The 23,811-nt window shown below is 70.2% G+C and carries 21 protein-coding genes and 1 pseudogene; 6 read left to right on the top strand and 16 right to left on the bottom strand.

Annotation, left to right across the window (positions count from 1 at the left end; translation table 11 throughout):
- Positions 1-27 precede the first annotated feature (27 nt).
- Entirely contained in the window at positions 28-330 is a 303-nt protein-coding gene (locus ACEXOX_RS34435) for a hypothetical protein (protein ID WP_406524820.1), read from the top strand.
- Between the two features lie 192 nt (positions 331-522).
- Here ACEXOX_RS34435 and ACEXOX_RS34430 read toward each other — a convergent pair whose 3' ends face one another.
- From ACEXOX_RS34430 to ACEXOX_RS34410, 5 genes are all read right to left on the bottom strand, one after another.
- Positions 523-1,590: a PE-PGRS family protein gene (locus ACEXOX_RS34430; RefSeq protein ID WP_406524819.1), complete on the bottom strand. Its 1,068-nt coding sequence runs from the start codon at positions 1,588-1,590 to the stop codon at positions 523-525.
- A 30-nt stretch (positions 1,591-1,620) separates the two neighbouring features.
- Positions 1,621-1,962, bottom strand: coding sequence for a WXG100 family type VII secretion target (locus tag ACEXOX_RS34425; RefSeq protein WP_406524818.1), 342 nt, complete (start codon positions 1,960-1,962; stop codon positions 1,621-1,623).
- Positions 1,963-2,435: 473 nt separating this feature from the next.
- Entirely contained in the window at positions 2,436-3,821 is a 1,386-nt protein-coding gene (locus tag ACEXOX_RS34420; RefSeq protein WP_406524817.1) for a S8 family serine peptidase, read from the bottom strand.
- Positions 3,822-3,928: 107 nt separating this feature from the next.
- Positions 3,929-5,296, bottom strand: a complete 1,368-nt coding sequence (gene mycP, locus ACEXOX_RS34415; RefSeq protein ID WP_406524816.1) for a type VII secretion-associated serine protease mycosin — start codon at positions 5,294-5,296, stop codon at positions 3,929-3,931.
- Positions 5,297-5,386: 90 nt separating this feature from the next.
- Positions 5,387-6,490, bottom strand: coding sequence for a hypothetical protein (locus tag ACEXOX_RS34410; RefSeq protein ID WP_406524815.1), 1,104 nt, complete (start codon positions 6,488-6,490; stop codon positions 5,387-5,389).
- On the opposite strand from ACEXOX_RS34410, the gene ACEXOX_RS34405 reads away from it, so the two are divergent.
- Complete coding sequence (locus ACEXOX_RS34405) at positions 6,489-6,911, top strand: hypothetical protein (protein WP_406524814.1); 423 nt, start codon at positions 6,489-6,491, stop codon at positions 6,909-6,911. The two genes, ACEXOX_RS34410 and ACEXOX_RS34405, sit on opposite strands and share 2 nt — an antisense overlap.
- On the opposite strand, the gene ACEXOX_RS34400 is transcribed toward ACEXOX_RS34405, so the two are convergent.
- The 6 genes from ACEXOX_RS34400 to ACEXOX_RS34375 all read right to left on the bottom strand — a co-directional run bounded on the left by ACEXOX_RS34400 (position 6,881) and on the right by ACEXOX_RS34375 (position 11,326).
- Positions 6,881-7,210, bottom strand: a complete 330-nt coding sequence (locus ACEXOX_RS34400; protein ID WP_406524813.1) for a hypothetical protein — start codon at positions 7,208-7,210, stop codon at positions 6,881-6,883. The two genes, ACEXOX_RS34405 and ACEXOX_RS34400, sit on opposite strands and share 31 nt — an antisense overlap.
- Positions 7,210-8,349 carry a type VII secretion-associated serine protease mycosin gene (gene mycP, locus ACEXOX_RS34395; protein ID WP_406524812.1) on the bottom strand — a complete coding sequence of 380 codons (1,140 nt, stop codon included), beginning with the start codon at positions 8,347-8,349 and terminating at the stop codon, positions 7,210-7,212. Before mycP (ACEXOX_RS34395) ends, ACEXOX_RS34400 begins: the two co-directional genes overlap by 1 nt.
- A 327-nt stretch (positions 8,350-8,676) precedes the next feature.
- Entirely contained in the window at positions 8,677-8,970 is a 294-nt protein-coding gene (locus tag ACEXOX_RS34390) for a WXG100 family type VII secretion target (RefSeq protein WP_030024340.1), read from the bottom strand.
- Between the two features lie 130 nt (positions 8,971-9,100).
- Positions 9,101-9,424: a WXG100 family type VII secretion target gene (locus tag ACEXOX_RS34385; protein ID WP_406524811.1), complete on the bottom strand. Its 324-nt coding sequence runs from the start codon at positions 9,422-9,424 to the stop codon at positions 9,101-9,103.
- Positions 9,425-9,698: 274 nt separating this feature from the next.
- A complete protein-coding gene (locus ACEXOX_RS34380) occupies positions 9,699-10,547 on the bottom strand; it encodes a type VII secretion protein EccB (RefSeq protein WP_406524810.1) in 849 nt (282 codons plus the stop codon).
- A gap of 11 nt (positions 10,548-10,558) precedes the next feature.
- On the bottom strand, positions 10,559-11,326 hold the full coding sequence (locus tag ACEXOX_RS34375) for a type VII secretion protein EccB (protein WP_406524809.1): 768 nt from the start codon (positions 11,324-11,326) through the stop codon (positions 10,559-10,561).
- Between the two features lie 374 nt (positions 11,327-11,700).
- Between ACEXOX_RS34375 and eccE the strand changes: the two genes are divergently transcribed.
- The 4 genes from eccE (at position 11,701) to ACEXOX_RS34355 (ending at position 17,221) form a co-directional block, all read left to right on the top strand.
- Entirely contained in the window at positions 11,701-12,921 is a 1,221-nt protein-coding gene (gene eccE, locus ACEXOX_RS34370; protein WP_406524808.1) for a type VII secretion protein EccE, read from the top strand.
- Positions 12,869-13,768: a hypothetical protein gene (locus tag ACEXOX_RS34365; protein WP_406524807.1), complete on the top strand. Its 900-nt coding sequence runs from the start codon at positions 12,869-12,871 to the stop codon at positions 13,766-13,768. Before eccE ends, ACEXOX_RS34365 begins: the two co-directional genes overlap by 53 nt.
- Before the next feature lie 349 nt (positions 13,769-14,117).
- Positions 14,118-16,034 (top strand): SCO5717 family growth-regulating ATPase, encoded by a 1,917-nt coding sequence (locus tag ACEXOX_RS34360; RefSeq protein ID WP_406524806.1) that lies wholly within the window; start codon positions 14,118-14,120, stop codon positions 16,032-16,034.
- Between the two features lie 137 nt (positions 16,035-16,171).
- A complete protein-coding gene (locus ACEXOX_RS34355; RefSeq protein ID WP_406524805.1) occupies positions 16,172-17,221 on the top strand; it encodes a MinD/ParA family protein in 1,050 nt (349 codons plus the stop codon).
- 112 nt (positions 17,222-17,333) lie between these two features.
- Here ACEXOX_RS34355 and ACEXOX_RS34350 read toward each other — a convergent pair whose 3' ends face one another.
- The 5 genes and pseudogenes from ACEXOX_RS34350 to infB form a co-directional block, all read right to left on the bottom strand.
- Positions 17,334-18,296 carry a bifunctional riboflavin kinase/FAD synthetase gene (locus ACEXOX_RS34350; RefSeq protein WP_406524804.1) on the bottom strand — a complete coding sequence of 321 codons (963 nt, stop codon included), beginning with the start codon at positions 18,294-18,296 and terminating at the stop codon, positions 17,334-17,336.
- Positions 18,297-18,656: 360 nt separating this feature from the next.
- Positions 18,657-19,570, bottom strand: a pseudogene (truB, locus tag ACEXOX_RS34345) (tRNA pseudouridine(55) synthase TruB).
- A gap of 67 nt (positions 19,571-19,637) precedes the next feature.
- On the bottom strand, positions 19,638-20,084 hold the full coding sequence (gene rbfA / locus ACEXOX_RS34340; RefSeq protein WP_406524803.1) for a 30S ribosome-binding factor RbfA: 447 nt from the start codon (positions 20,082-20,084) through the stop codon (positions 19,638-19,640).
- A 55-nt stretch (positions 20,085-20,139) separates the two neighbouring features.
- Positions 20,140-20,436, bottom strand: coding sequence for a DUF503 domain-containing protein (locus tag ACEXOX_RS34335; protein ID WP_406524802.1), 297 nt, complete (start codon positions 20,434-20,436; stop codon positions 20,140-20,142).
- Positions 20,437-20,566: 130 nt separating this feature from the next.
- Positions 20,567-23,671, bottom strand: coding sequence for a translation initiation factor IF-2 (gene infB / locus ACEXOX_RS34330; RefSeq protein ID WP_406524801.1), 3,105 nt, complete (start codon positions 23,669-23,671; stop codon positions 20,567-20,569).
- Positions 23,672-23,811: the final 140 nt, after the last annotated feature.

Genomic DNA, 23,811 nt, shown 5'->3' with positions numbered 1-23,811 from the left:
GGGAAGGCCACCGAGGCCGCCACGGAAATGGGGCAGAACATCGCCCAGCAGGGAATCGAGAACCATTTCGGTGCCCGCAACGGCATGGACTGGGGCGAGACCGCCGACATCGGCAAGGAAAAGGCCGGCGCATACGTCGACGGGCTCAAGGAAGGCGCCCAGAGCCTGGCCGATCCCCAGACGTACGTGGACCACGCCCGGGCAGACCTCACCAACCGCGGCCTCGACGCGGCCCAGAAACACGTGGACAACCGCACGGGCGGCGCCGCGACCCGCCACCAGGGCGTCACCGACGGGGCGAGGGATTCGGTGCAGTCTGTGTTCGGGTGAGGGGGCAGGGCAGGCGGGGAGTGGGTGCGAGGGTTGGGGGTGGCGGGAGGGCGTGCGCGGCGTGGGCGCCGCATCGCCCATGAGCGCCGCTCGTCCTTTGCCTCCGCTCGCCCTTGCTCCCGTTCGCCCTTTGCGCCACTCGCCCTCTGGCACCACTCGCCCTTGTATTGAGCCCTCAGCCTTCAGGAAGCCTCAGCCGAAAACAGCGCGAATATCCTCCGCGGCAGCGGACCGCCCCTCACCACCATTCCCACCACCGCCCCCTCCTTCTGCTCCCTCATCTCCCCCAGCTCCCCTCCCCCGCTGAACAGCCTCCCTCGTCCTCGCCGCCACGGCGTTGGTCCCCGCTTCCGTAGCGCCGTCGAGCAGCCGGTCACGATGGGTCGCGGGGTCGAGGAGACCGGCCAAGCCGCCCTCCCTCTCCCCCGGGCCACTCGGCGTGCCGGCGACGTACTCACCGGCTTCGAACTCACCGTCCCGCACCGTGCCGAACTGCTTCGCGAACTCCTCCTTGGCACCATCCACCGTGTCGCCCAAATCGACGCCGGCGCGGGCGCCGAAATGGCTTTCGATCCCCTGCTGGGCGATGTTCTGCCCCGCCCCCGTCACGATGCCGACGGCCTTCTCCTTCGCGGGATCGACCACGATGTCCCGTACGGCCTTCCTCGCATAATCCGTCGCGAAGTCCTTGACCTGATGCTTCACGAAGTCGGATGCGATCTCCCTGACGCCCTTTTCCGCGGCGTCCGCCATCGCCTTGGTCACCGCTTCGACGACCTCCCGTTTCAGCGCGTCCAGGAGCCGGCGCACCACGAGACGGGTGGCCTGCGTCACCCCCAGCGCCCCGATCTCCGAAAGCCCGAAGGTGAAAGGCGCGGCGGCCTGCGCCGCGATGAGTTCGACGGCCAGCACCACGAGCTGCGCGACGACTTCGGCCTTCGCTGCGAATACCGCGGCCGCCGCCACCTCGAACGCGACACCGATCACCTGCGCCGCGATCCGCGCGTCGGTCAGGTACGAGCCCGGGCCGCCCGAGAAGTCCTCCCACTCGCCCATGAAGCGACGCACCGCCTCGCCCGAATTGCCGCCGGCGACCTCCCGTACGGCGCATCCGCCCTCCCCGTCGGCCCGCCCGACCTGCGCCGCGAACTCCAGCCAGGTCCGCCCGCACTCCATGAGCTTGTCCTCGTCCGCCTCGGGCCACTGGTACCCGAGCAGATCGAGCACCCATACGACCTCACCGGGCAGCGTCAGCGCCACGGCCGCCTCCTTCCCCGACGCCCGCCAACGTCACAGTCCCCGAGACGTCGGGTACGAGCACGACACCTGCCCGACGAGCTGCACGCCCTCCCTCTCAGCCGCCTCATACCTCCTCGCCATTTCCTGAAGGTTCTCCCCCATTCCCTCCATCCGCTTTCCGAGCGCATCCATGGACGCGAACATGCCGTCCCGGACCGGCTCGTACACCATGGCGAACGCCTCCGCGAACTCAGCGCCCCGCCACGGCGCCCCCAGCCCCTGCAACGTGTCCCGCAGCCGCTTCGAAGCGCTCCCGAACTCCGTCCCGATACGGACGAACTCTCGGCCCTGACACCTGATCCCGTCCGCAACGACATCGAATGCCCTGTCCATCACACAGCCCCCACTCGAACAATCAACCAGCGAAAGAGGCGGCGAAATCATTGCCCGCCCGATGAAGTGCCGTGAGCCTTCCACTCCACCGCAAGACCGGCAAACGACCGCCGGCGAACGCCTCTCCGCCCCGCCCCCTTCGCACGCCCGAGCCAATACCCCCCGCTCCCCCGCCACCCCACCGCCATGACAATCCGAAGAAACCTTTACCGCGCCACGGCCAAGCCCCTCCGGAGCGATGCCACGCCCCCACCCCTCAGCGCCACCCAGCCATCCCCGCACAGCCACCCGCAAAAATCGGCCAGGCCCAGCCCAACAACCGGCACAAACAGCGCACATCCACGTCAATATCAATCACCACTCATCCGGGCGAACAACGTGCACGCCGCTGACGGCCCGGCCACCGAGCCCTCCCCTACGCAAAGAGGAGCCCGCAACGAGCAGCGGGCCCCTCCTCCTCATACCCGACGCGGCTACTGCCCCGGCGGCTGGGCAGGCGGAACCGGCGGGTAGGAACCGTAAGGGCCGGGCTGCTGCCCGTACGGATTCGGCTGCTGTCCATACGAGCTGGGCTGCTGTCCATACGAACTTGGCTGCTGCTGATACGGCCCGGCCTGGTGCGGCGGAAAGCCGACATGACCGCCGGGCCCTCCGAAACCACCGGGACCACCAGGCGGCGGGCCGCCGTTGTTCTTCTTGCGCCGCACCACGACGATGACGACCACCAGAGCCGCCACGAACAGAACCAGCACCAGGCCGAGGATGACGATCGGAGGAATACCGATCCCACTGCTGCCGGACGCCTCCTGCACACCGGCGTCCCCGGCTGTGGCACCGCCCGTCTCCTCGGACCTCGATTCCTCGACTTCCGGAGCCTTGAGCGGTCCGTACTTGGATCCGGCCGGAATGTCCTGGGTCAGCGCACGGAACGGGCGGACGGTGCCGTAGCCGTACTTCGGGCTCGGCGTGCCGATGTCCGACTTGCCGTCGGGGGTGATCGCGGTCCTCGTCAGCCGATTGGCGACCTGACCGGCGGTGAGATCCGGAAACTTGGAACGGACGAGCGCGGCCGCGGCGGACACGTAGGCCGTGGCGTCGGAGGTTCCGTCCGCTTGACGGTACTTGGAACCGAGGCCAGCCGAATAGATGCCCTCGCCGGGGGCGAGGAGGCGGACGTGCGAGCCGTAACTCGAGTTCTTCCAGACATTCCCGTCTTTCGCCACAGCTCCGACCGCCAGAACTCCTGGAGCGGCAGCGGGGTATTGGGGCGTCGCGTCACCGTCGTTGCCCATACCGGCGACCAGCAGTACGTCCTTTCCCAGGGCGTAAGCGATCGCGGCCTTTTCCTCGCCATCGACACGCGCCTGCACGAAGGACATGTTCACGACCTTTGCCCCGTGATCGACCGCATACCGTAGCGGCGCCGCGAAGCCGTTGCCGTGGAAACTGTCGTCGTAATCCTTCGTACGGATCGGCAGAATCTTGGCGTCCGGGGCCAGCCCCATGATGCCGTCCGCGCGGCCGGGCCCGTGCCCATGGCCGGCAATCAGCGCGGCCATGGCGGTCCCGTGGTCCTCCACCGCCTCTTGGTTGGCAGGGCCGCCGTTGACCGCGAAGCTCTTTCCTGAGAGAACGTTTCCCTTGAGGTCGGGGTGGTTGCCGTTGACCCCTGAGTCGAGCACCGCAACAATTACATTCTTACCCGTGGAATGCTGGCGAATATCATCCGCGCCGAACGCACCCAGCGCCCACTGCCCGTCCCTGATGTAATCCGCCGAAGCGGCCGGCGCGGTGCCGAGTACCAGCGCCCCTGCCAAGACCGCGCCGCTCACCGCACGCAACGTCCGCGTGAAGCTCATGCCGTACACCTCTCCTGAAACAAGACGGGTCCCACAGCCCGAGGACTGTGGGACCCGTAGGGAAAGGCTCCCGCGAAGAAGTATCCGGCGACGGAGCCTGCCCAAGCTCACATGTCTTCTACTGGCCCGGAGGCTGGTTGGGCGGCGCCGGCGGCGGATAGCCGCCGGGAGCGCCGGACTGCTGATAGGGACCGGACTGCTGGTACGGGCCCTGCTGCTGATAGGGGCCGGGCTGCTGGTAGGGGCCAGGCTGCGGGGGTAGTAACCCGGACCGCCAGGGCCACCGTAACCGCCGCCGGGGGAGGGCCGTTACGCTTCTTCTTCCTCTTCTTCACCAGGACGACGATCGTGGTGATGATCGCCAAGACAATGAGCGAGAAGGCCGCAATACCGAAGGCTGCCTTGGTGTTGCTGTTGTCTTTTTCTTCTTCCCAGCGGCGGTCCTCTTCCGCATTGCTGTTGGAAGGCTGCTCCTGACCCTGGGCTGTGGGCGCCTTGAGGGGGCCGTTCTTCGGCCCGGCGGGGATGTCCTTGGTGAGAGCGTCATAGGGACGGATGATTCCGTACCCGTAGTACGCATCCGGAGCCGTTCCCGAAGCCGCAGACGGGAACTGCGCAGTCTTGGTGAGGCGATTCGCCACCTGTCCTGCGGTCAGGTCCGGGAACTTCGCCCGGATGAGCGCTGCGGCGCCGGACACGTAAGCAGTTGCGTCAGACGTTCCACGGGTGTACTGATACGGCTGACTGGCAGCTGCCGAACGAATTCCTTTACCTGGAGCACTCAGAAGAAGGTGCGGCCCGTAATTCGAGTTCTCCCATACCTTCCCTTCCTGATTCACCGCTCCGACAGCCAGCACGCCCGGCTCTGCAGCCGGGTAGTAGCTGTAGCTCGACCCGCTGTTACCCGAACCCGCAATCAGCAGAACATCCTTGGAGGCCGCGTAAGCGACTGCCTGCTTCTCGTCGTCCCGGAGCGACCCCACGCCGGCGAACGACATGTTCACCACTTTGGCGCCCTGGTCTACCGCATACCGCAACGGCTCAGCCATGCTGTTGGAAAGGGTATTGCCGTCCGAGTCCCAAGTCTTGATGGGCAGGATCTTCGCGTCGGGGGCCAGGCCCTTGACTCCTTGGCTGCCGCCACTCCCGTGCCCGTGGCCGGCGATGACTGAGGCCATACCCGTGCCGTGGTTGTTCCGGGTTTCGCGATCAGCCGGGTCCCCACTGGAAAAGTTCTTTCCAGGGAGCACGTTGCCTGTCAGATCCGGATGGCTCCCGTTCACGCCGTTGTCGATGACAGCGACGGTGACGCCTTTTCCTGTGGACTGTGACCACGCCTTGCTCGCACTCAGGTAGCCGAGTGCCCACTGATCGTCTCTGACCTGGTCTGCCGCAGCAACCGGCGCGGTACCGAAGAGCAGCGCTCCCACCACCGCCGCGCCGCTCACCGCACGCAGCGTTCGCGTGAAGCTCATGCCGTACACCTCTCCTATGCAGGACGGGGCCCACAGCCCAAGGACTGCGGGCCCCGTCTTGGTTCCGCCGGCTACTGGGCCAGATCGGCCCTACTCGATGACCTTGGGCGCCACATTACGCTCGGGCGTCCAGGTCTCCTCATCTTCCACGAGGTAATCGGGACGCTCGCCGTTCGGACCGTTCTCCTTGCCCTTGCCGCCGTGTGCGCCGGGCATACCACCGGCCATGCCCATCGGACGACGGCCGCCGCCGGTGCCGGACTGCGTACCGCCACGGCTGCGGTGCAGGCCCGAACCACCCTGTCCGCCGGCGCCGGTCTTGCCACCGGTACCGCCGACGACGCCGCCCTTCTGCCGGGCCAGCGCCCCTCCGCGTCCGGCTGCGGCGCCCTTGGCTCCGCCACCGGCGCCGCCAGCCGCGCCTCCCATGCCGGGTGCACCGGCACGTCCGCTGCGGGATCCGGCACCAGCGGCGCCACCGCCGCCCGTACCCGACCGGCCGGCCATCGTGCCACCGGGCATGCCGCCGCCCGGGATGCCCGTCGCTCCGGAGCCGCCACCGCTGATGTGACCGCCGCCTCCACCGACGCCGCTCAGGCCGCCACCACCGGTGAGGCCACCGCCACCCCCGCCGGTGAGTCCTCCACCGCCGGAGCCGCCGCCGGGGAGACTGTTGAGGCCGGTCCCCACATGCGGAAGAGTCGACGTCTTGGGCGGAGTCGTGGTGCCGACACCACCGGAGATTCCTCGCTGACGCGGAGCTTCCAGATCACCGGGTGAGGTGTATCCCGGCCCCTTCGGAGAGGGAACGGATCCCTTCGGGGCGGACGGCTTCGGGCGGTTGACGACTCCGTCGGGCAGCGGGACGAAGGGAGGCGGCGGAGGCGTGTCGTTCTGCCTCGGCACATCGTTCTCCCCGACACCACCGCGCTGGGGCTTCCCGATGGCCGCAGCGTTGGACCGGTACGCCGACCCCAGGTACTCCATCATGATGGCTGTCTGAAGCTGGCGTTCCTTGCCCTCCGACAGCTCTCCCGAGTTGCCGTTGAGGACGTCCGTGGTGTCCTTGCCCTGCTGGAGGTCGTGGATAGCCTTCGAGTCGTCGCGTCCGCCCCTCGAACCGAAGGTCACCACTTTGAGTGCGTAGTTGCCCGCGGCGTCGAGATTGCTGTCCGTACCGGAGGGCTTCTCCATGGCGTCGATCTTTTTTGTACTCGTCCAGCGTGTGTCCGACGCCATCCATGACGTTGTGCATGTTGGACGCGTACGGGGCCGAGTTGCCGATGTTCTGGCTGATCGTGTTCGCGCGCTGTCGGAATCCCTCGGCGGCCTGGCCGCCCCAGTGTTCGAGGACTTCCTTGACGGCGTCGTCGAACTCCTTCCTCAGACCGCCCCGCCCGTCTTCACCCACGAGAGTGTCGTGGATCCACTTCCAGTTGACGGCGATCTCTTTGACCTTGCCGGGATTGGCGTGCGCCACCATGGCCTTGAGCTCGTCCATGTTGCGCTCATAGAACTTGGTCTCGTGCTTGGCGTAGAAGCATCCCTTGTCGGTGGTGACGCCACCATTGCTTTCCGACATGGTCACTTACCCCCGGGGTTCAGCGCGTTGTGAACGTCGTACTCACGGTCGTGGTAGGCGTCCTTCGTCTTGGCTGTCTTCTGACTCAGGTCGTCGACGAGGTCGGCGAGCTTCTTCAAAATTTGGTCGTCCATGTACGACTTCATCTCGTCGTGCGCCCGCCGAAGCTCCTCCTCCTCCCGGAATCCGGTGCCCAGCGTCCCGGCCGGCAGGAAAGTGCTGTGTCCTGCCTTGCTCTTGGCCTCCGTCATGGCCCTGAGCACTCCGTTGAGCTTGCGCCCCACGGTGTCCAGCGCTTCGAGATCGACGTAGTACTCGTCGCTGCTGCCCATTAATGTCCTCCCCGTGTGTTCAAGGTGTTCTTGCGGCGCCAGTCGCGCAAGGCGATCGAGGTGCCGACGACCGTGGCGACGGCCAGAGCGCCGCCGCCGATGATGTAGATGGCGATGCGGGCCTGGCGTTCCTCGGCGGATTCGCCGATGGTCAGGGCGGCCGGCTGGATGTTGGCACCGTTGTCGGCGCCGCCGGAGTCGGTGTCCGGCTGGGGTTCGCCGGTCGGCTTGGTCTTGTCGTTGAGGGCCGCTACGGGGTCGACGACGCCCCAGCCGATGTTGTGGTCCCGGTCCTTGCGGACGCGTTCGGCGGTCTTCTCCAGATGCCAGATGACCTCGCGCGGCTTCCACTGCTGGTGCTCGGCCTTGTTGCGGCCGATCAGGAGGGCCGCGGCGCCGGCGGCGTAGGGGGCGGCGAAGCTGGTGCCCTGGTCGACGCAGTTGCCGCCGTTGGGGACGGTGGAGACCATGTCCACGCCGGGGGCGGCGATGTCGACGAAGGCGCCGGCCTGGGAGAAGGGGGCGCGCTCGTTGTTGCGGTCGGAGGCGGCGACGGCCAGCACGTTGGAGTTCTCGAAGGCGGCCGGGTACATGCTCTGCTCGGCGCCGCTCGCGCCGCCGTTGCCCGCCGAGGCGACGATCAGGACGTCCTTGGCCTCGGCCCGGGTGACCGCGGCCTGCAGGCCGCCGAGGAGGGCGCGGTTCGCGTTGGTGCCCTGGGAGATGTTGATGATGTCGGCGCCCGCGGCGACCGCGTCGTCTATCGCCTTGGCGAGACTGGCGGCCGTACCGCCCTTTTCCTTGTCCGTCTGCTGGAAAGGAATGATGGTCGCCTTGGGGGCGAGGCCGTAGAAGCCGGAGCCGGCCTTCGTGCGGGCCGCGATGATGCCCGCGACCTTGGTGCCGTGGCCGACCTGGTCCTCGGTGGGCTTGCCCTTCTCGACATAGCTCTTGCCGCCGCTGATCGCGCCGCGCAGCTGCTCGTTGCCGGAGTCGACGCCGGTGTCGATGACGGCGACCTTGACGCCCGTTCCTCCTCCGTAGGCCCACATCTGCCGGGTGAGCAGGCGCTGCAGCGACCACGGGGTCTCTTTGATGTCGTCGGTGCCGAACGTGCACTGGCCACTGTTCAGGGGCACGTTCGGGTCCGCGATCGCCGGCGCTGCCGTCGCGCAGGACAGGGCGACGGCCGAGGCCGCACCGGCCAGTGCTACCGCCGCGCGTCGGCGGTGGCCGGCTCGGTGACCATTGGCGCGAGATCCCACGAGGTGTCTGCTCTCCGTGTGTGGCGGATTCGGGAAGGTGAAGGTGAAGGGGAGGAACCGGGGAGGGCGGTGGGGGAGGGTGTGGACTGCGTGAGGGCGGGCGCACTGGTGCAGCGCGCCCGCCCTCATTCACCACTGTGCGAGCCTTCGTGGCTGCTCAGCCGTTGTGCCGTGTCCGTTCCGTCGGTGGACGGTGACGGGTCAGCCGCCCCAGATGCTGGCGTTCTTGGACTCGGTGCTCTGGTAGTTCTGAGCGGCCTGGTCCAGGGCCTTGGCGATGGCTTCCAGGGTCGAGTGCAGGGAAGCGGCGCGCTGGTCCCACTCGCGCTGGCGGGCCTGGTAGCCCTCCTGCGCGGCACCTTCCCAGCTGGCGGCGATCTTCTTGACACCCGACTCGAGGTCGTCAAGCTGGGTACGGATGTTGTTGGCCGTTCCGCGCACGTCGGAGGCGGCCTGGGAGATCGTCGCGAAATTGACGAGGATCTGGCCGGACATGAAGTCTCCTCGGGGAGTTGAGCTGAGATCGATTCACATGCCGCAGCAGGCCGGCCCACGGTCCGCCGGGGCGGTGGGCCGGTGCGTGCTGCGGCGAAGTGGGCGCGCCGCGGTGTGCGGCGCGGTCCCGTCATCCGAAGGGCGAAGCCTGCGCGGAGACGTGGGACATCTGCTGCTGCTGCTCTTCTTCCGAGGCCACGTAGTTCTTCGTGGTCGAGTCGATCGCTTCCTTGATCTCGTTCAGCAGCTGGTTCAGGCGCTTGGCGTCATCATTCACCTGGGTCTGCAGCTGGTGGTACGAGGTGGCGGCAGCGCCCTTCCACCCGGACGTGATGCCCTCGACGACCCCGTTCAGGCGAGTGATCTCACCCTGGATCGACTGGTTGACGGAGGAGATACGGCCGCTGAATGCGACCATCTCCTCCTCAGTGGTTGTGAACTGCTGACCAGCCATAAGTCAACGTCCCCCATGAGACTCGTACGTCGTGCCGGGGGACTGACGTGAAGTGAGCCCCCGGTCGGCATCGTCTGTTGACGCCTTCCGTCACTTTAACCACTCCATACCCCTGTTCCCAACAGCGGGTGGGCGGTTGTGACGGGATCACAACAATGGCAACTGGCCGATCGAGAATGCCAATTCGATGGAAACGGACAGATGCCTTTGTTTCGGTCAACCGGGCAGGTGAAGCGGCTCCTTCGGTTGTGAAGGAGTCGTGCGGGCGCGGCGGTCAGGAGCTCTGCGGCTTCTTGGCGCTATCGACATCCAGCTGCGGCCCTTCCGACAGCAGCTGCGACCACGCCTTGTCGACTGTCGGCGGGCGCACGCTCTCGTATCCGAGGTGGATCTGCGCCTGATCGCGCGCCTTCTCCGCATTGCCCGCCTTGGTGGCGCTGTCGTTGCTGCGCGGCACCGAATAGCGCAGACCGGTGTCGGTCACCAGGAAGAGCGTGCCCTCCTTGGCATTCGCCGTCACCTGCTGGTACAGCAGGCCGCTGCCGGGCGTCACGTAGGAGGCCGAGCCGGAGGCGATGGCGGCCGGGTAGTCCTTGCCGACCCAGGTGGTCATTTTTGGCACGGCGCCGTTGAAGCCGAGCGCCTTGCCCGCGCCGTTCGCGTACTCCGTGCTGGTGCCGTGGTAGACGCTGCAGGCCACGTCGGCGCCCTTGCCCGAGTCGCCGATGCCGGAGCTGCGCCGCGTCGCGGCGGCGTTCGCCATGGTGACGGCCTCGGAGGGCCACAGGGCCGTGCCGGGGAAGTTGCCCATGAACTGGACGACCTGGTCCTTGTCGTCACGCTTGGGGGTGATGCTGTCGGTGGACACCTTGATGACGTCCATCTTCTCGCCGCCCTTCTTGACGGCGGTGGCGTTCGGCCCCTCCAGCAGCAGCTTGGCCTGGAAGTTCGAGACCTTCTCCAGACCGTCGGCGGTCACCACGTACTTCTGGCTGTCACCGGCCTGGAGGACGTTGCCGATGACGCTGTAGTTGCTCGGTACACCTTCGATGTCCGCCCGGGTGCCCGCCTTCTCCACCCGGGGCATGGTGAGCGGCATCTGGCTCTTGATGAGGGTGTTCATCCATTCGGAGGTCACCTGCTGCGGCTGCGCGTCGCCGAAGATGACCTGGCGCAGCTTGTCGTCCTGTTGCTCCTTGACGGCCGGCGAGGGGCCTTGCCGCCGAGGGCGTCGAACGTGAAGGCCACGCCGTTCTCGTCGACCAGGTACTTCACGCCGTCCGGATCCTGGACGTACAGCGCCTGGTGCAGGTCCAGTTTGCCGTGGTCGAGCACCTTGGCCTTGTCCTTGCCGCCGAGGACGAACACGGCCTGCTGGGACTTGCTGTTCTCGCCGCTGCCGGGACGGTCGCACACCGCCCAGACCTTGGGGGTGCCGGCCTCCTTCTCGGTGGGCAGCCGGTCGGGGGCGTACGGGATTCCGATGGCCGGGCCGTGCGGAATCTTTCCGTCGAGTTCCTCTTCCTTCACCTTTACGACCTGAAACTTCTTCGGGTCGAGAAGGAGTTTGGCGGAGGCCAGGTTGAGGATCGGGTGGAGAAGTTTCTGATTGCTGCCGTTTTCGCCCTTGCTGTTCAGTACGACATACCGGGTGGTGGACTTGTCGCCGACGATGACGTTTTGCGCCGGCGTGTCCCAGCCCTTCGGGGCGACCGGCTTGAGGATGCCGCAGGCGCCGAAGCCCACGGTCACCACCAGGCCGAGCAGGATGCTCGGGAGCACCGCCTTGAGCGGCCGCGGCGCGCTCTCGATCGAGCCGTTCGGCAGCGGCTTCAGAAATGCCGCAGTCGTCCGCTTTCGAGCGAACGAATACGCATTCAGCTCGTCCCGACGTGATGCCATTGTTGCTTTCTCTCCCCGCCTGTCGGATCCACCGTGGACCGCCCCCGGCACTCGGGCCGCAGCGCCCTCTACTATGCCGTGTGTCGATCGACCCGTACGGTACGGGTGCCACCTTCCGGCGCACCAGTCTCGACGACGGTACTGAGGCCGGGAAGACATACCGCTCAGAGGCACAATGCTCGGAGCCACACCACCAGTAGAGGAGCAGGCCGGGGATGTCCAGCGCCACCAGGGCTCGACGCCGCAATGGGCGGCAGCAACAGCAACAGCCTTCCGTTGCGCCGCATTACGCGGGAAATGCGGGCCAAAACGGTATAGCTCCGGGCAATGGAGGAAATCAGGGTCGCGGAACCGCGGACCGGCCGGCCGGACCGGTGGCACCCTGGCTGCGCGCGCAGGCCGGCAGCATCGGCGGCGTCCGCGTCCAACAGCTCGCGATCATCGAAATCGCCGCGGCGCTGGTGCTGGTCGGGTGGGCGATCCACCCCGTGGCCCTGACCGTCGCGGCGGTCCTGGCGGCCGTACTCGTCGTCTTCGCCCTCGGCCGCCGCCGGCGCATCCCGCTGCCGGAGTGGATCACGACGGTGCGGGCGATGAAGCGCCGGGCCAAGCGGAGCGGTTCGGCCGCGGGCTCCGGCGGCGTCGACCCGGCCTTCGCGCCGCTGGTGGAGTGCGACCCGGCGCTGCGGACGTACGAGTACACCGACTCCGACCAGCGGGCGGTCGGCTTCGTCGGGGACGGCACGTTCCTGACCGCCGTCGTCCAGCTGGAGGGCCGCGACGAGCCGCTGCGCCCGGCGAGCGGCGGCCGTCCGCTGCCGATGGACGTGCTGCACACCGCGCTGGACGTGGAGGACATCCACCTCGAATCGGTGCAGTTCGTGCAGTACACCCAGCCGGCCCCGGCCCCGCACCTGCCCGAGCAGGCCGTCGCCGCCCGCTCCTACGCGCCGCTCCAGGCGCAGACCAAGACGCCCGCGCTCCAGCTCACCTGGATCGCGCTGAAGCTGGACCCGGAGCTGTGCGCGGAGGCCATCGAGGCACGCGGCGGCGGCCTCGACGGCGCCAAGCGGTCCCTGCTGCGCGCCGCCGACCAGCTCGTCAGCCGCCTCTCCGCGCACGGCGTACGGGCCAAGGTGCTCGCCGAGCGCGAGGTGGTGGCCGCGGTGGGCACCGCGGTGTGCGTCAGCCCGCGGGCCGCGAACGGCGCCATGGGCCGCGACGGCCGCGCCGCGCGCCGCACCCAGGAGACGGTCCGCGCGATGCGCTGCGACGACCGCTGGCACACCACGTACTGGATCGGCCGCTGGCCCCAGCTGGGCCAGGGCGGCACGCCGCTGGCGGGCATCGTCCAGCTGCTGAGCAGCACCCCGGCCATGGCCAGCACCTTCGCGCTGACCGCCTCGCACGGCGGCGGCCGGGCCCCCGCCATCTCCGGCTACGTCCGCCTCTCGACCCGCAGCGAGAACGAACTGAGCGCCGCGCAGGGCGAGTTGGAGCGCCGCTCCGGCTCGGTGAAGGTCGGCCTCGTACGGCTGGACCGTGAGCAGCTCCCCGGTCTCCTGGCCACGCTTCCCCTCGGAGGTACCCGCTGATGGCGACGCCCACCTACCAGCCCCGCGCCACCCCGAGCAGCGACGGCTGGCGCAATCCCCCATCGGCGGCGCCCCGACGGGCGGCGGGCGGCGGCTCTCGCACGAGCCCCGTCCCGACGAGCGGCAGGCGGCGGCCGGCGGACCGCGCCCGCAGCCGGGCTTCGGGCTGCGCGGCCCGCGGCGCAGCCCGCACGTCCTGCCGCCGGAGTCGCTCGGCTCGCTGACCCTGCCGGTCGCCGAGGACGGCGTCGTCATCGGCATCGACCCGCAGAACCAGCCCGCGGTACTGAGCCTGCTGCGGCCCAGCCCGCTCGAAGTGGTGCTGGTGGGCAGCATGTGGCTGGCGCAGGTGCTGTCGCTGCGTACGGTCGCCACCGGCGCGCGCGTCGCGGTCGAGACCGCCCGGCCGCCGGCCTGGGCACAGATGGCGCAGGCCGCGGGCGGCGGGCAGCAGTGCGTCTCGGTCCACGACGTACGGCAGATCGCCCCGCAGGGCGCTTCGGTCTCCAGCCCGGTCCTGGTCGTACGGGACATGGGCGCGCGGCCGCCGCGCAACCAGCTGGCGCCCGGGCCCTGGCAGTCCGTACTGACCGTGCTGCCCTTCCTGGGCCCGCGGTCGCCGCAGCTGCTGGCCCGCGCCGACCTGGTCTGCCTGCAGCGGCTGTCGCCCGAGGAGGCCGAGGTCGTGACGCGCATCATGCGGCTCCCGGCGCAGATCGGCGGCGTGCTGCCGACGCTCAGCGACAACGCGATGCTCTGGTGCACGCGGGACAGCCACCAGTTCGTGATGACGCAGCCGACCGACGCGGAGACGAATCTGCTCGGCGGCGCGCGGCGCATGGACTGACGGAGCGGTTCGTACGGCGCGTCACATGCGGCGCGTTCCGTACGGCGCGGGTCTTCGCGGGTACCTCTTGAGGGTGCCCGCGGGCCCGCGCGAGTGCGGCCGCGGGTACGCCCGTGGGTGCGCCCCCGGGTTGCCAAGACGAGATGCCGTCGACTGCCGTTCGTGGCCGACTGTTGATTAGGCTGTATTGGAGAGCCGCAGGAGCACACCGACGGCTGCCGATACGGGGATGGAGACAGTTAGTGTTGGCGCTGCCCGGGGTGGTGTGGTCCGACGTCCGCTACATCCGATCGATCCGCCTGTATCCGGTCCTGCCGTTCAGGTGCGTTTCAGTACACCAGGAGGCACAGTGAGGGAGCAGGAGGCTTTCCGTCCGGACGGGAACGATCCTGACGACGACCAGTCCGAGTTCGATCTGACGGGTGAATTCAAGATCGATTTCGCGGCTCCGGCCTGGTACGCCAGCAACGACACCAGCGGCGGCGGTACGGCCGCGGCCGCACCGGCCGCACCTCCCGCCGCCACGCCCTCCACGCCGCCCACCGGCGCGCCGCTGAGCGGGTCCGCGCAGCCGGGCCCCGGCCAGGCCGGTCCGCAGACCGCCCAGCAGCCCGGTCCGCAGGGCGGCCCGGCCCAAGATGCCCCGCAGGGCGCGCCGCAGGGCGATGCGACACCGCCCGCCGCCCCTCCCGGGTTTCCGACGCTGCGCCCCGACGCGGGCGCTCCCGACATCGCACCGGCACCCGCGTCCACCGCGCCGCCGGCCGCACCGGCTCCCGTCACTCCTGCGCCGACCGCCGTCACTCCCGCCCCGGCTCCCGTCACGCCCGCACCGGAGCCGACGGCTCCCGTGACGCCGCCCGCGCCCGTCGCCGAGGCCGTGCCGGAACCGCCCGCCGAGGCCGCGGAGTCCGACGCCGCGCCAGCGGCGGCCGCGTCCGGGACCGTACGGGCCGGCAGCGGTGTCGACCCGTCGGCGTCCCTGTGGGCCGACGATCCGGAGCCCGAACCGGCCCCCGTGCCCGCCCCGGTGGAGGCCGCGCCGGCCGCCGACGAGCAGCGGGCCGAAGAGGTGGACCGGTCCGGCGCTCCCGCCGCGGCCGAGGCACCGGCCCCGCCTCCCCTGGCGCAGCCCGCGCCGGAGGCCGAAGCACCCGTCGCCGCGCCGCAGGCGCCCGTACAGCAGCAGCCCGCTCCGGAGGCGCAGCAGCAGCCGGAGGCCGCCCAGCAGGAAGCTCCGCAGCAGGACGTGCCGCAGGAAGCTCCGCAGCAGGGCCTGCCCCAGGAACTGCCGCCTCAGGAACTGCCGCCCCAGCAGCAGGCAGTTCCGCAGCAGATGCAGCAGCAGGTGCCGCAGCAGCAGGGCACTCCCCCGCAGGGCGCGCCTTGGGGTGCCGCCGCCGGGCAGCAGGCAGGTGCGCCTGCGCACCTCCCGCCACTGCCTCCTGAGTACCAGCCTGCGGACCCGCGGGAAGCCCAGGCTCAAGCCCAAGCACAGGCCCAGCAGCCGTACCAGCAGCAGGCTCAGCCCCAACCGCAGCCCGAGCAGCAGCAGTACGCGCAACAGCCGCCGCAGCAGCAGCCGTACCAGCAGCCCGGCTACCCGCAGCAGTACCCCCAGCAGGCCCAGCAGCCCCACCCCCAGCAGCAGGCTCCCCAACAGGGCCAGCCGCAGGCCGCTTACGGCTACCCGCAGCCCGCCTACGGGTACCCGCACCAGCAGCCCCAGCAGGGCGTCCCCGCACCGCAGCAGCAGCCGGCCGACCCCAACGCCGCCGCGGCGCAGAGCGGTTACGGGTATCCGCAGCAGGCCCAGCCTCAGCAGCAGATGCCCCAGCAGGCGCAACAGGCGCAGCCTCAGCAGCAGGCACAGCAGCAGGCCGCGTACGGCTATCCGCAGCAGCAGGGCGCCTACGGCTACCCGCAGGCCGCCCAGGGCTACCCGCAGGCCGCGCCCGCGCAGCAGCAACAGCAGTACCCCGGGTACGGCCAGCACCAGGTCCCGCCGCAGGCCCAGCAGCCCCACGCCCAGCAGCCTCAGAGCCAGCACCCGCAGCACCCGCAGGCTCAACAGCCCCCGCAGGCGCAGCCGCAGGCCCCGCAGCAGCCGCAGGCCCCGCAGCAGCCGCAGGCCCCACCCCGGTCCAGGGCGCCGACCCGAACGCCGCCGCCAACTACGCGCAGTACTCGCAGCCGGGTCAGCAGCAGCAACAGCAGCGGGCCGCCCCCGGCGCGCCCCTGGGCTACAGCGCCGCCGTCGAGCTGACCTCCGACCGGCTGCTCCGCAACCAGCCCAAGAAGAAGAAGCCGGGCGCCAACGCGCAGCCCTCACGCTTCAAGCTGGGCGCGAAGAAGGAGGAGCAGGAGCGTCAGCGCAAGCTGGAGCTGATCCGTACGCCGGTGATGTCCTGCTACCGGATCGCGGTCATCAGCCTCAAGGGCGGTGTCGGCAAGACCACGACGACGACCGCGCTGGGTGCCACGCTCGCCTCCGAGCGGCAGGACAAGATCCTGGCGATCGACGCGAACCCGGACGCCGGCACGCTCGGCCGCCGGGTGCGCCGCGAGACCGGCGCGACCATCCGTGACCTGGTGCAGGCGATTCCGCAGCTGCACAGCTACATGGACATCCGCCGGTTCACCTCGCAGGCGCCGTCCGGTCTGGAGATCCTCGCCAACGACGTGGACCCGGCCGTCTCGACGACGTTCAACGACGACGACTACCGGCGCGCGATCGACGTGCTCGGCAAGCAGTATCCGATCATCCTCACCGACTCGGGTACGGGCCTGCTCTACAGCGCGATGCGCGGTGTGCTCGACCTCGCCGACCAGCTGATCATCATCTCCACGCCGTCGGTGGACGGTGCGTCCAGCGCCAGCACCACGCTGGACTGGCTGTCCGCGCACGGCTACGCCGACCTCGTGCAGCGGGGTATCACGGTGATCTCCGGGGTCCGCGAGACCGGCAAGATGATCAAGATCGACGACATCGTGTCGCACTTCGAGACGCGGTGCCGCGGTGTGGTCGTGGTCCCGTTCGACGAGCATCTGGCCGCCGGCGCCGAGGTCGACCTGGACATGATGCGGCCCAAGACCCGCGAGGCGTACTTCCACCTGTCCGCGCTGGTGGCCGAGGACTTCTCCCGGACCCAGCAGGCGCAGGGCGCTTGGCAGGACCCCGCCGCCCCGCAGCAGATGCAGCCGGGCGACCCGAACGCCCAGCAGCAGTACGGGCAGCAGCATTACGGCCAGCAGGCGTACCCGCAGCAGCCGGGCCAGGAGGCACCGGGTCAGCAGCCCGTCGGATACCCGCCGCAGCAGGGCGGCTGGACCCAGCAGCCCCAGCAGCAGGGGCAGCCGCCCCAGGGCTGGCAGCAGCCTCCGGACGCGCCGCAGGCGCCCGGACAGCCCGGCCTCCAGCCGGGGTGGACCCAGCAGCCCCCGCCGCAGTAGCACCACGGCGCGTGCAGTAGCACCACGGCACACGACTGGGCCCGGCACTCCTCCGAGTGCCGGGCCCAGTCACGTTGTCGCGGGGCCCGCAGTGCGGGCCCGTGAGCGGCCGTCAGCTACCGGCTTCGGCCTCGGCCGCCCCGATCAGCTCGCGGGTCTCCTTCACGTCGACCGCCATCCGCTCCAGCAGCCCGTCGAGCGTCTCGAACTTCTCCATGCCGCGCAGGTACGCGTAGAAGTCCACCGCGGCGTGCAGGCCGTACAGTTCCAGGCCGACGCGGTCGATGGCGTGTGCCTCGACGGTCCGCGCGGTGCCGTCGAACTGCGGGTTGGTGCCGACCGAGATGGCGGCCGGCATCTTCTCGCCGTCCGCGTGCAGCCAGCCCGCGTACACCCCGTCCGCCGGGATGGCGGTGTGCGGCAGCGTCTCCACGTTCGCCGTCGGGAAGCCCAGCTCCCGGCCGCGCTGGGCGCCGCGCACCACGACGCCCTCGACCCGGTGCGGCCGCCCCAGGACCTCCCGCGCGCCCGCGACGTCGCCCTCGGCGACCAGCCGCCGGGTCAGCGTGGAGGAGAACGGCTCGCCGCCGCCCGCCGTCCCGCGCTCGAAGAGGTCGACGACCTCGACCGCGTAGTCGTAGGTGCCGCCCAGCTCGGTGAGCGTCTCGACGGTGCCCGCCGCCTTGTGCCCGAAGCGGAAGTTCGGCCCCTCGACGACCAGCCGCGCGTGCAGCTTGTCGACCAGGACCTTGACCACGAAGTCGGCCGGGGCCAGCTTCGAGAAGTCGGTGGTGAACGGCAGGATCAGCACGGCGTCCACGCCGAGGCCCGCCATCAGTTCCGCGCGCCGCTCGTGCGGCGCCAGCAGCGGCGGGTGGGTGCCGGGCCGTACGACCTCGCTGGGGTGCGGGTCGAAGGTGACCACCACGGCCGGTACGCCCAGCTCCCGTGCGCGCGCCACCGTCTTCCCGATGATCAGCTGGTGCCCGCGGTGCACGCCGTCGTAGGAGCCGATGGTGACGACGCTGCGTCCCCAGCCCTCGGGGATGTCCTCCAAGCCACGCCAGCGCTGCACTGTGCCCGCTCCTCGCCAGAACTCTCGTCCGTCACTGCGCCGGGAAGAACCCGGTCGGATCCGGGCACCCTCGGCCTTACGCAGGTCTAAGACTGCCATGCCTCGCGCATCGCTTCGCGGGAAGGGTCACCTCGCTTCTGTGGAGTGCGGCACCCCCGGGCGCGCGTTCCGCCGTCCCGGCCCGCGCATGTCACCCGTACGCCGGAGCGCACCGCCACCGTCCGCGCCCCGACGGGCCGCCGGAGCCATGGAGGGTCACCGGGCGCGGCGGGTACGACGACGGGCGGCCCCGTCAGAAACGGCACCGCCCGTCGTCCTGCCCCGCGACCCCGAGCCGCAGCCCGGAGCAGCGGTCCTGCGTCACTCCGCGAAGACCGCCAGGCTCTTCGCCCGGCCGCCCTGGTTCTCCAGCAGCGCCAGGAACGTCCCGTCCGGCGCGAACGCCGCGGCGGGCCGCGCCGGGCCGTCGCCCTCCTCGTCGAACCGCGGCATCGGGATGCGCACACCGTTGGTGAGCAGCCGGGCCTGGTCGAGCGTGACATCCCAGCGCGGGAAGGCCGCGGCCGCCGCCTCGCCGATCGGCATGACCGGCAGGCCGCCGCCCGCCTCGTCGTCCACGGCCGTCTGGAGCTGTTCCAGCGTGCGGGCCCGGTCGAGCTTGTACGGGCCCACCCGGGTACGCCGCAGGGCGGTCAGGTGGCCGCCGACGCCGAGGGCCTCCCCAGGTCGCGGGCGAGCGCCCGGATGTACGTACCGGAGGAGCACTCCACCGAGACCAGCAGGTCGGTGACGGGCGTGCCGTCCTCCGCTTCGGCCTCCTCGACGGAGTGGACGACGAAGGAGGAGACGGTCACCGGGCGGGCCGGTATCTCCACGTCCTCGCCCTTGCGCACCCGTGCGTAGGACCGCTTGCCGTCGATCTTGATGGCGCTGACCTTGGACGGCACCTGCATGATCGCGCCGGACAGCTCCGCCACGCCCGCGTCGACGGCCGCCCGGTCCAGGCCGTGCGCGGCCTTGGACGCGGTGATCTCGCCCTCGGCGTCGTCGGTGACCGACGTCTGGCCCAGCCGGATCGTGCCGACGTACTCCTTCTCGGTCAGCGCGAGGTGGCCGAGCAGCTTGGTGGCGCGCTCGATGCCCAGCACGAGCACGCCCGTCGCCATCGGGTCGAGCGTGCCGGCGTGCCCGACGCGGCGGGTGCGGGCCATGCCGCGCATCTTGGCCACCACGTCGTGCGAGGTGAAGCCGGCCGGCTTGTCGACGATGACCAGGCCGTCCGGCGCCCCTGCTTGGCGCGGGTGCGCTCGACACGCTTCGCGCCGGTGTTCTCGCGCTTCATTACTGCGGGGTGTCCTCGTCCTCGTCGCCCGGCTTGCGGTACGGGTCGGCCTCGCCCGCGTACGCGGCGCCCGAGGACACCTCGCGCACCTTGGCGTCCGAGGCCCGTGCCTTGTCGAGCAGGTCCTCGATCGTCTTGGCGTTCTCCGGCAGCGCGTCCGCGACGAAGGTCAGGGTCGGCGTGAACTTCACGCCCGCCGCCTTGCCGACCTCGGAGCGCAGGATGCCCTTGGCACTCTCCAGCCCGGCGGCCGCGCCGGCCCGCTCCTCGTCGTCGCCGTAGACCGTGTAGAAGACCGTCGCCTCCCGCAGGTCGCCGGTGACCCGGGTGTCCGTGATGGTCACGTGGCTGCCGAGCCGCGGGTCCTTGATGCCGCGCTGCAGCTTCTGGGCGACCACCTCCCGGATGAGGTCCGCCAGCTTCTTCGCCCGCGCATTGTCGGCCACTGGTCCGTCTCCTTCTGTGTCTTTCACCATGGTGCGTGTGGCGCCGACGACCCGCTCAGTCGTCATGATCGCCGTGGATCCGCCGTCGTACCGACAGCAGCTCCACTTCGGGCCGTGCGGCGACCAGGCGCTCGCAGCGGTCCAGTACGTCTGTGAGGTGCCCCGTGTCCCCGGACACCACCGCGAGTCCGATGGTGGCTCTGCGGTGGAGATCCTGCTCGCCGACCTCCGCCACGCTGACCGCGTACGTGCGGTGCAGTTCGGCGACGATCGGGCGGACGACGGAGCGCTTCTCCTTCAGCGACCGTACGTCGCCGAGGAGGAGGTCGAAGGACAGCGTCCCTACGTACATGTGGTGCGGGTAAGGCCACCCGTGGGGCACTAGATGCAGATGTACGAACTGTTCGAACCGTACATGCAACGGCCGGAGCCGATCGACGGAATTTTTCTTCCGCCGACCGGCCCCGGAGGTGAGAGCGTGATCAGCCGCGCGGCTTCTCCCGCATCTCGTACGTCGCGATGACGTCGTCGACCTTGATGTCGTTGAAGTTGCCGAGGTTGATACCGCCCTCGAAGCCTTCGCGGATCTCGGTGACGTCGTCCTTGAAGCGGCGCAGACCCTCGATGTTGAGGTTCTCCGCGATGACCTTGCCGTCGCGGACCAGGCGGGCCTTGGTGTTGCGCTTGACCTCGCCGGAACGGATGAGAACACCCGCGATGTTGCCCAGCTTGGACGACTTGAAGACCTCGCGGATCTCCGCCGTGCCGAGCTCGACCTCTTCGTACTCCGGCTTGAGCATGCCCTTGAGGGCCGCCTCGATCTCCTCGATCGCCTGGTAGATGACCGAGTAGTAGCGCACGTCCACGCCCTCGCGCTCGGCCATCTGCGTCGCGCGGCCTTCGGCGCGGACGTTGAAGCCGATCACGATCGCGTCGGAGCCGGACGCCAGGTTGATGTCGGACTCCGTGACCGCACCGACGCCGCGGTGCAGGACCCGGATGTCGACCTCTTCGCCGACGTCGAGCTGGAGCAGCGAGGACTCCAGGGCCTCGACCGAACCGGACGCGTCGCCCTTGATGATGAGGTTGAGCTGCTGGACCTCGCCGGCCTTGAGCACCTTGTCCAAGTCCTCCAGCGACACCCGGCGGGTGCGCTTGGCGAACGCGGCGTTGCGCTCACGGGCGGCGCGCTTCTCGGCGATCTGGCGGGCCGTGCGGTCCTCGTCGACGACCAGGAAGTTGTCGCCGGCACCCGGGACGTTGGTCAGACCCAGCACCAGGACGGGGGTCGAGGGACCCGCTTCCTGCACGTTCTGGCCCTTGTCGTCGAGCATCGCCCGGACGCGGCCGTACGCGTCGCCGGCCACCATCGTGTCACCGACGCGCAGCGTGCCGCGCTGGACCAGGACGGTCGCCACGGCGCCGCGGCCGCGGTCGAGGTGGGCCTCGATCGCGATGCCCTGCGCGTCCTGCTCGGCGTTGGCCCGCAGGTCGAGCGAGGCGTCCGCGGTCAGGACCACGGCCTCCAGCAGCTCCTCGATGTTCAGGCCCTGGCGCGCGGAGATGTCGACGAACATCGTGTCGCCGCCGTACTCCTCTGCCACCAGGCCGTACTCGGTGAGCTGGCCGCGCACCTTGGTCGGGTCCGCGCCCTCGACGTCGATCTTGTTGACCGCGACCACGATCGGCACGTCGGCCGCCTTGGCGTGGTTAAGGGCCTCGATCGTCTGCGGCATCACACCGTCGTTGGCCGCCACCACGAGGATCGCGATGTCGGTCGACTTGGCACCACGGGCACGCATGGCGGTGAACGCCTCGTGACCCGGGGTGTCGATGAAGGTGATGCGACGCTCTTCGTCGTTGACCTCGGTCGCGACCTGGTAGGCACCGATGTGCTGGGTGATGCCGCCGGCCTCGCCCGCGATGACGTTCGTCTTGCGGATCGCGTCCAGCAGGCGCGTCTTGCCGTGGTCGACGTGACCCATGACGGTCACCACCGGCGGACGCGCGACGAGCATCTCCTCGCCGCCCTCGTTCTCGCCGAAGTCGATGTCGAACGACTCCAGGAGCTCGCGGTCCTCCTCCTCCGGGGAGACGATCTCTACGACGTAGTTCATCTCCTCACCGAGGAGGTTCAGCGTCTCGTCGGAGACGGACTGCGTCGCGGTGACCATCTCACCCAGGTTCAGCATGACCTGGACGAGCGACGCCGGGTTGGCGTTGATCTTCTCGGCGAAGTCCGTCAGCGAGGCACCGCGCGACAGGCGAACCGTCGCACCGTTGCCACGGGGCAGCATGACGCCGCCCACCGACGGGGCCTGCATGGCCTCGTACTCCTGACGCCTCTGCCGCTTCGACTTGCGGCCACGGCGCGCGGGACCGCCGGGACGGCCGAAGGCGCCCTGCGTGCCGCCACGGCCACCGGGACCACCCGGACGACCGGCGAAACCGGGACGACCGCCGAAGCCGCCGCCACCACCGGGACCGCCGCCACCGGGACGGCCGGCGAAACCGCCGCCGCCACCCGGACGACCGCCACCGCCGCCACCGGGACGGCCGGCGAAACCGCCGCCGCCACCGGGACGACCGCCGCCACCGGGGCGACCTGCGCCACCGGGACCGCGACCGCCGCCGCCACCGGGACCCGGACGCGGGCCGGCGGCCGGGCTCTTCGGCATCATGCCGGGGTTGGGACGGTTACCGCCGCCGGGACGCGGGCCACCCGGGCCGGCACCCTGCGGACGGGGCATGCCGCCCGGGGACGGACGGTTGCCGCCGGGAGCCTGCGGACGGGGACCGCCCTGGCCACCCTGGCCGCCGCCCTGCGGGCGCGGGCCGCCGGGGGCACCCTGACCGCCGGGGCGCGGCGCGCCACCGGGACGGGGGGCCTGCGGACGGGCCATGCCGGTGGAGCCACCGGACGTGAAGGGGTTGTTGCCCGGACGCGGGCCGGACGGACGGTTGCCGCCGGGACGCGGGGCGCCGCCCTGGCGGTCGCCGCCGGGACGGGGTGCGTTGCCGCGGCCCTGACCACCCTGGCCGCCCTGCTGCGGGCGGGCCGGACGCGGGCCGGGGGTGGCGGCCGGCTTGGGAGCCGGGGCCGACGGCGGAGCCTGGAACTCGGGCTGCGCGGGCGCGGCCGGAGCGGGCTTGGGCGCCGGGGCCTTGGGGCCCGGCGTGGGACGCGGACCCGGGGCCGGGGCCGACTTCGGGGCCTCGGCGGGAGCCGCCGGGGCCTGGGACTGGGGCGCCTCGGGGGCGGCCGGTGCCTCGGGGGCGGCCGGCGCCGGAGCCGCGGGGCCCGGCTTGGGGGCACCCGGCTTGGGGGCACCCGGACGTGCGCCCTGCGCCGGGGACGGCGCGGACGGCTTCGCAGGCGCGCTCTTGCGCGGCGCTGCGGGCTTGCCGGCGGCACGGCCGTTGCCGCTGCCAGCCTGGAAAGCGTCGGTCAGCTTTCGAACAACCGGCGCCTCGATGGTCGAGGACGCCGAACGGACGAATTCACCAAGTTCTTGGAGCTTGGCCATCACGGCCTTGCTCTCCACTCCGAACTCCTTGGCGAGTTCGTATACCCGGACCTTAGCCACTTCGCTCCTTCTAGGTCCGGGGTGTCCACCGGACCGTCGCTACTTCATGGGCGTACTCATCGCGTACTCATCGAGTGCTCATCGCAATCTCGACCTACTTCCGACTCGCGAGGTACCTGACCGCACGGTTTTCCGTGCGC

The organism is Streptomyces sp. Ac-502, from assembly GCF_045222935.1.
GTDB lineage: Bacteria > Actinomycetota > Actinomycetes > Streptomycetales > Streptomycetaceae > Streptomyces > Streptomyces monomycini.
This window is presented reverse-complemented; position numbering and strand designations above follow the sequence as displayed.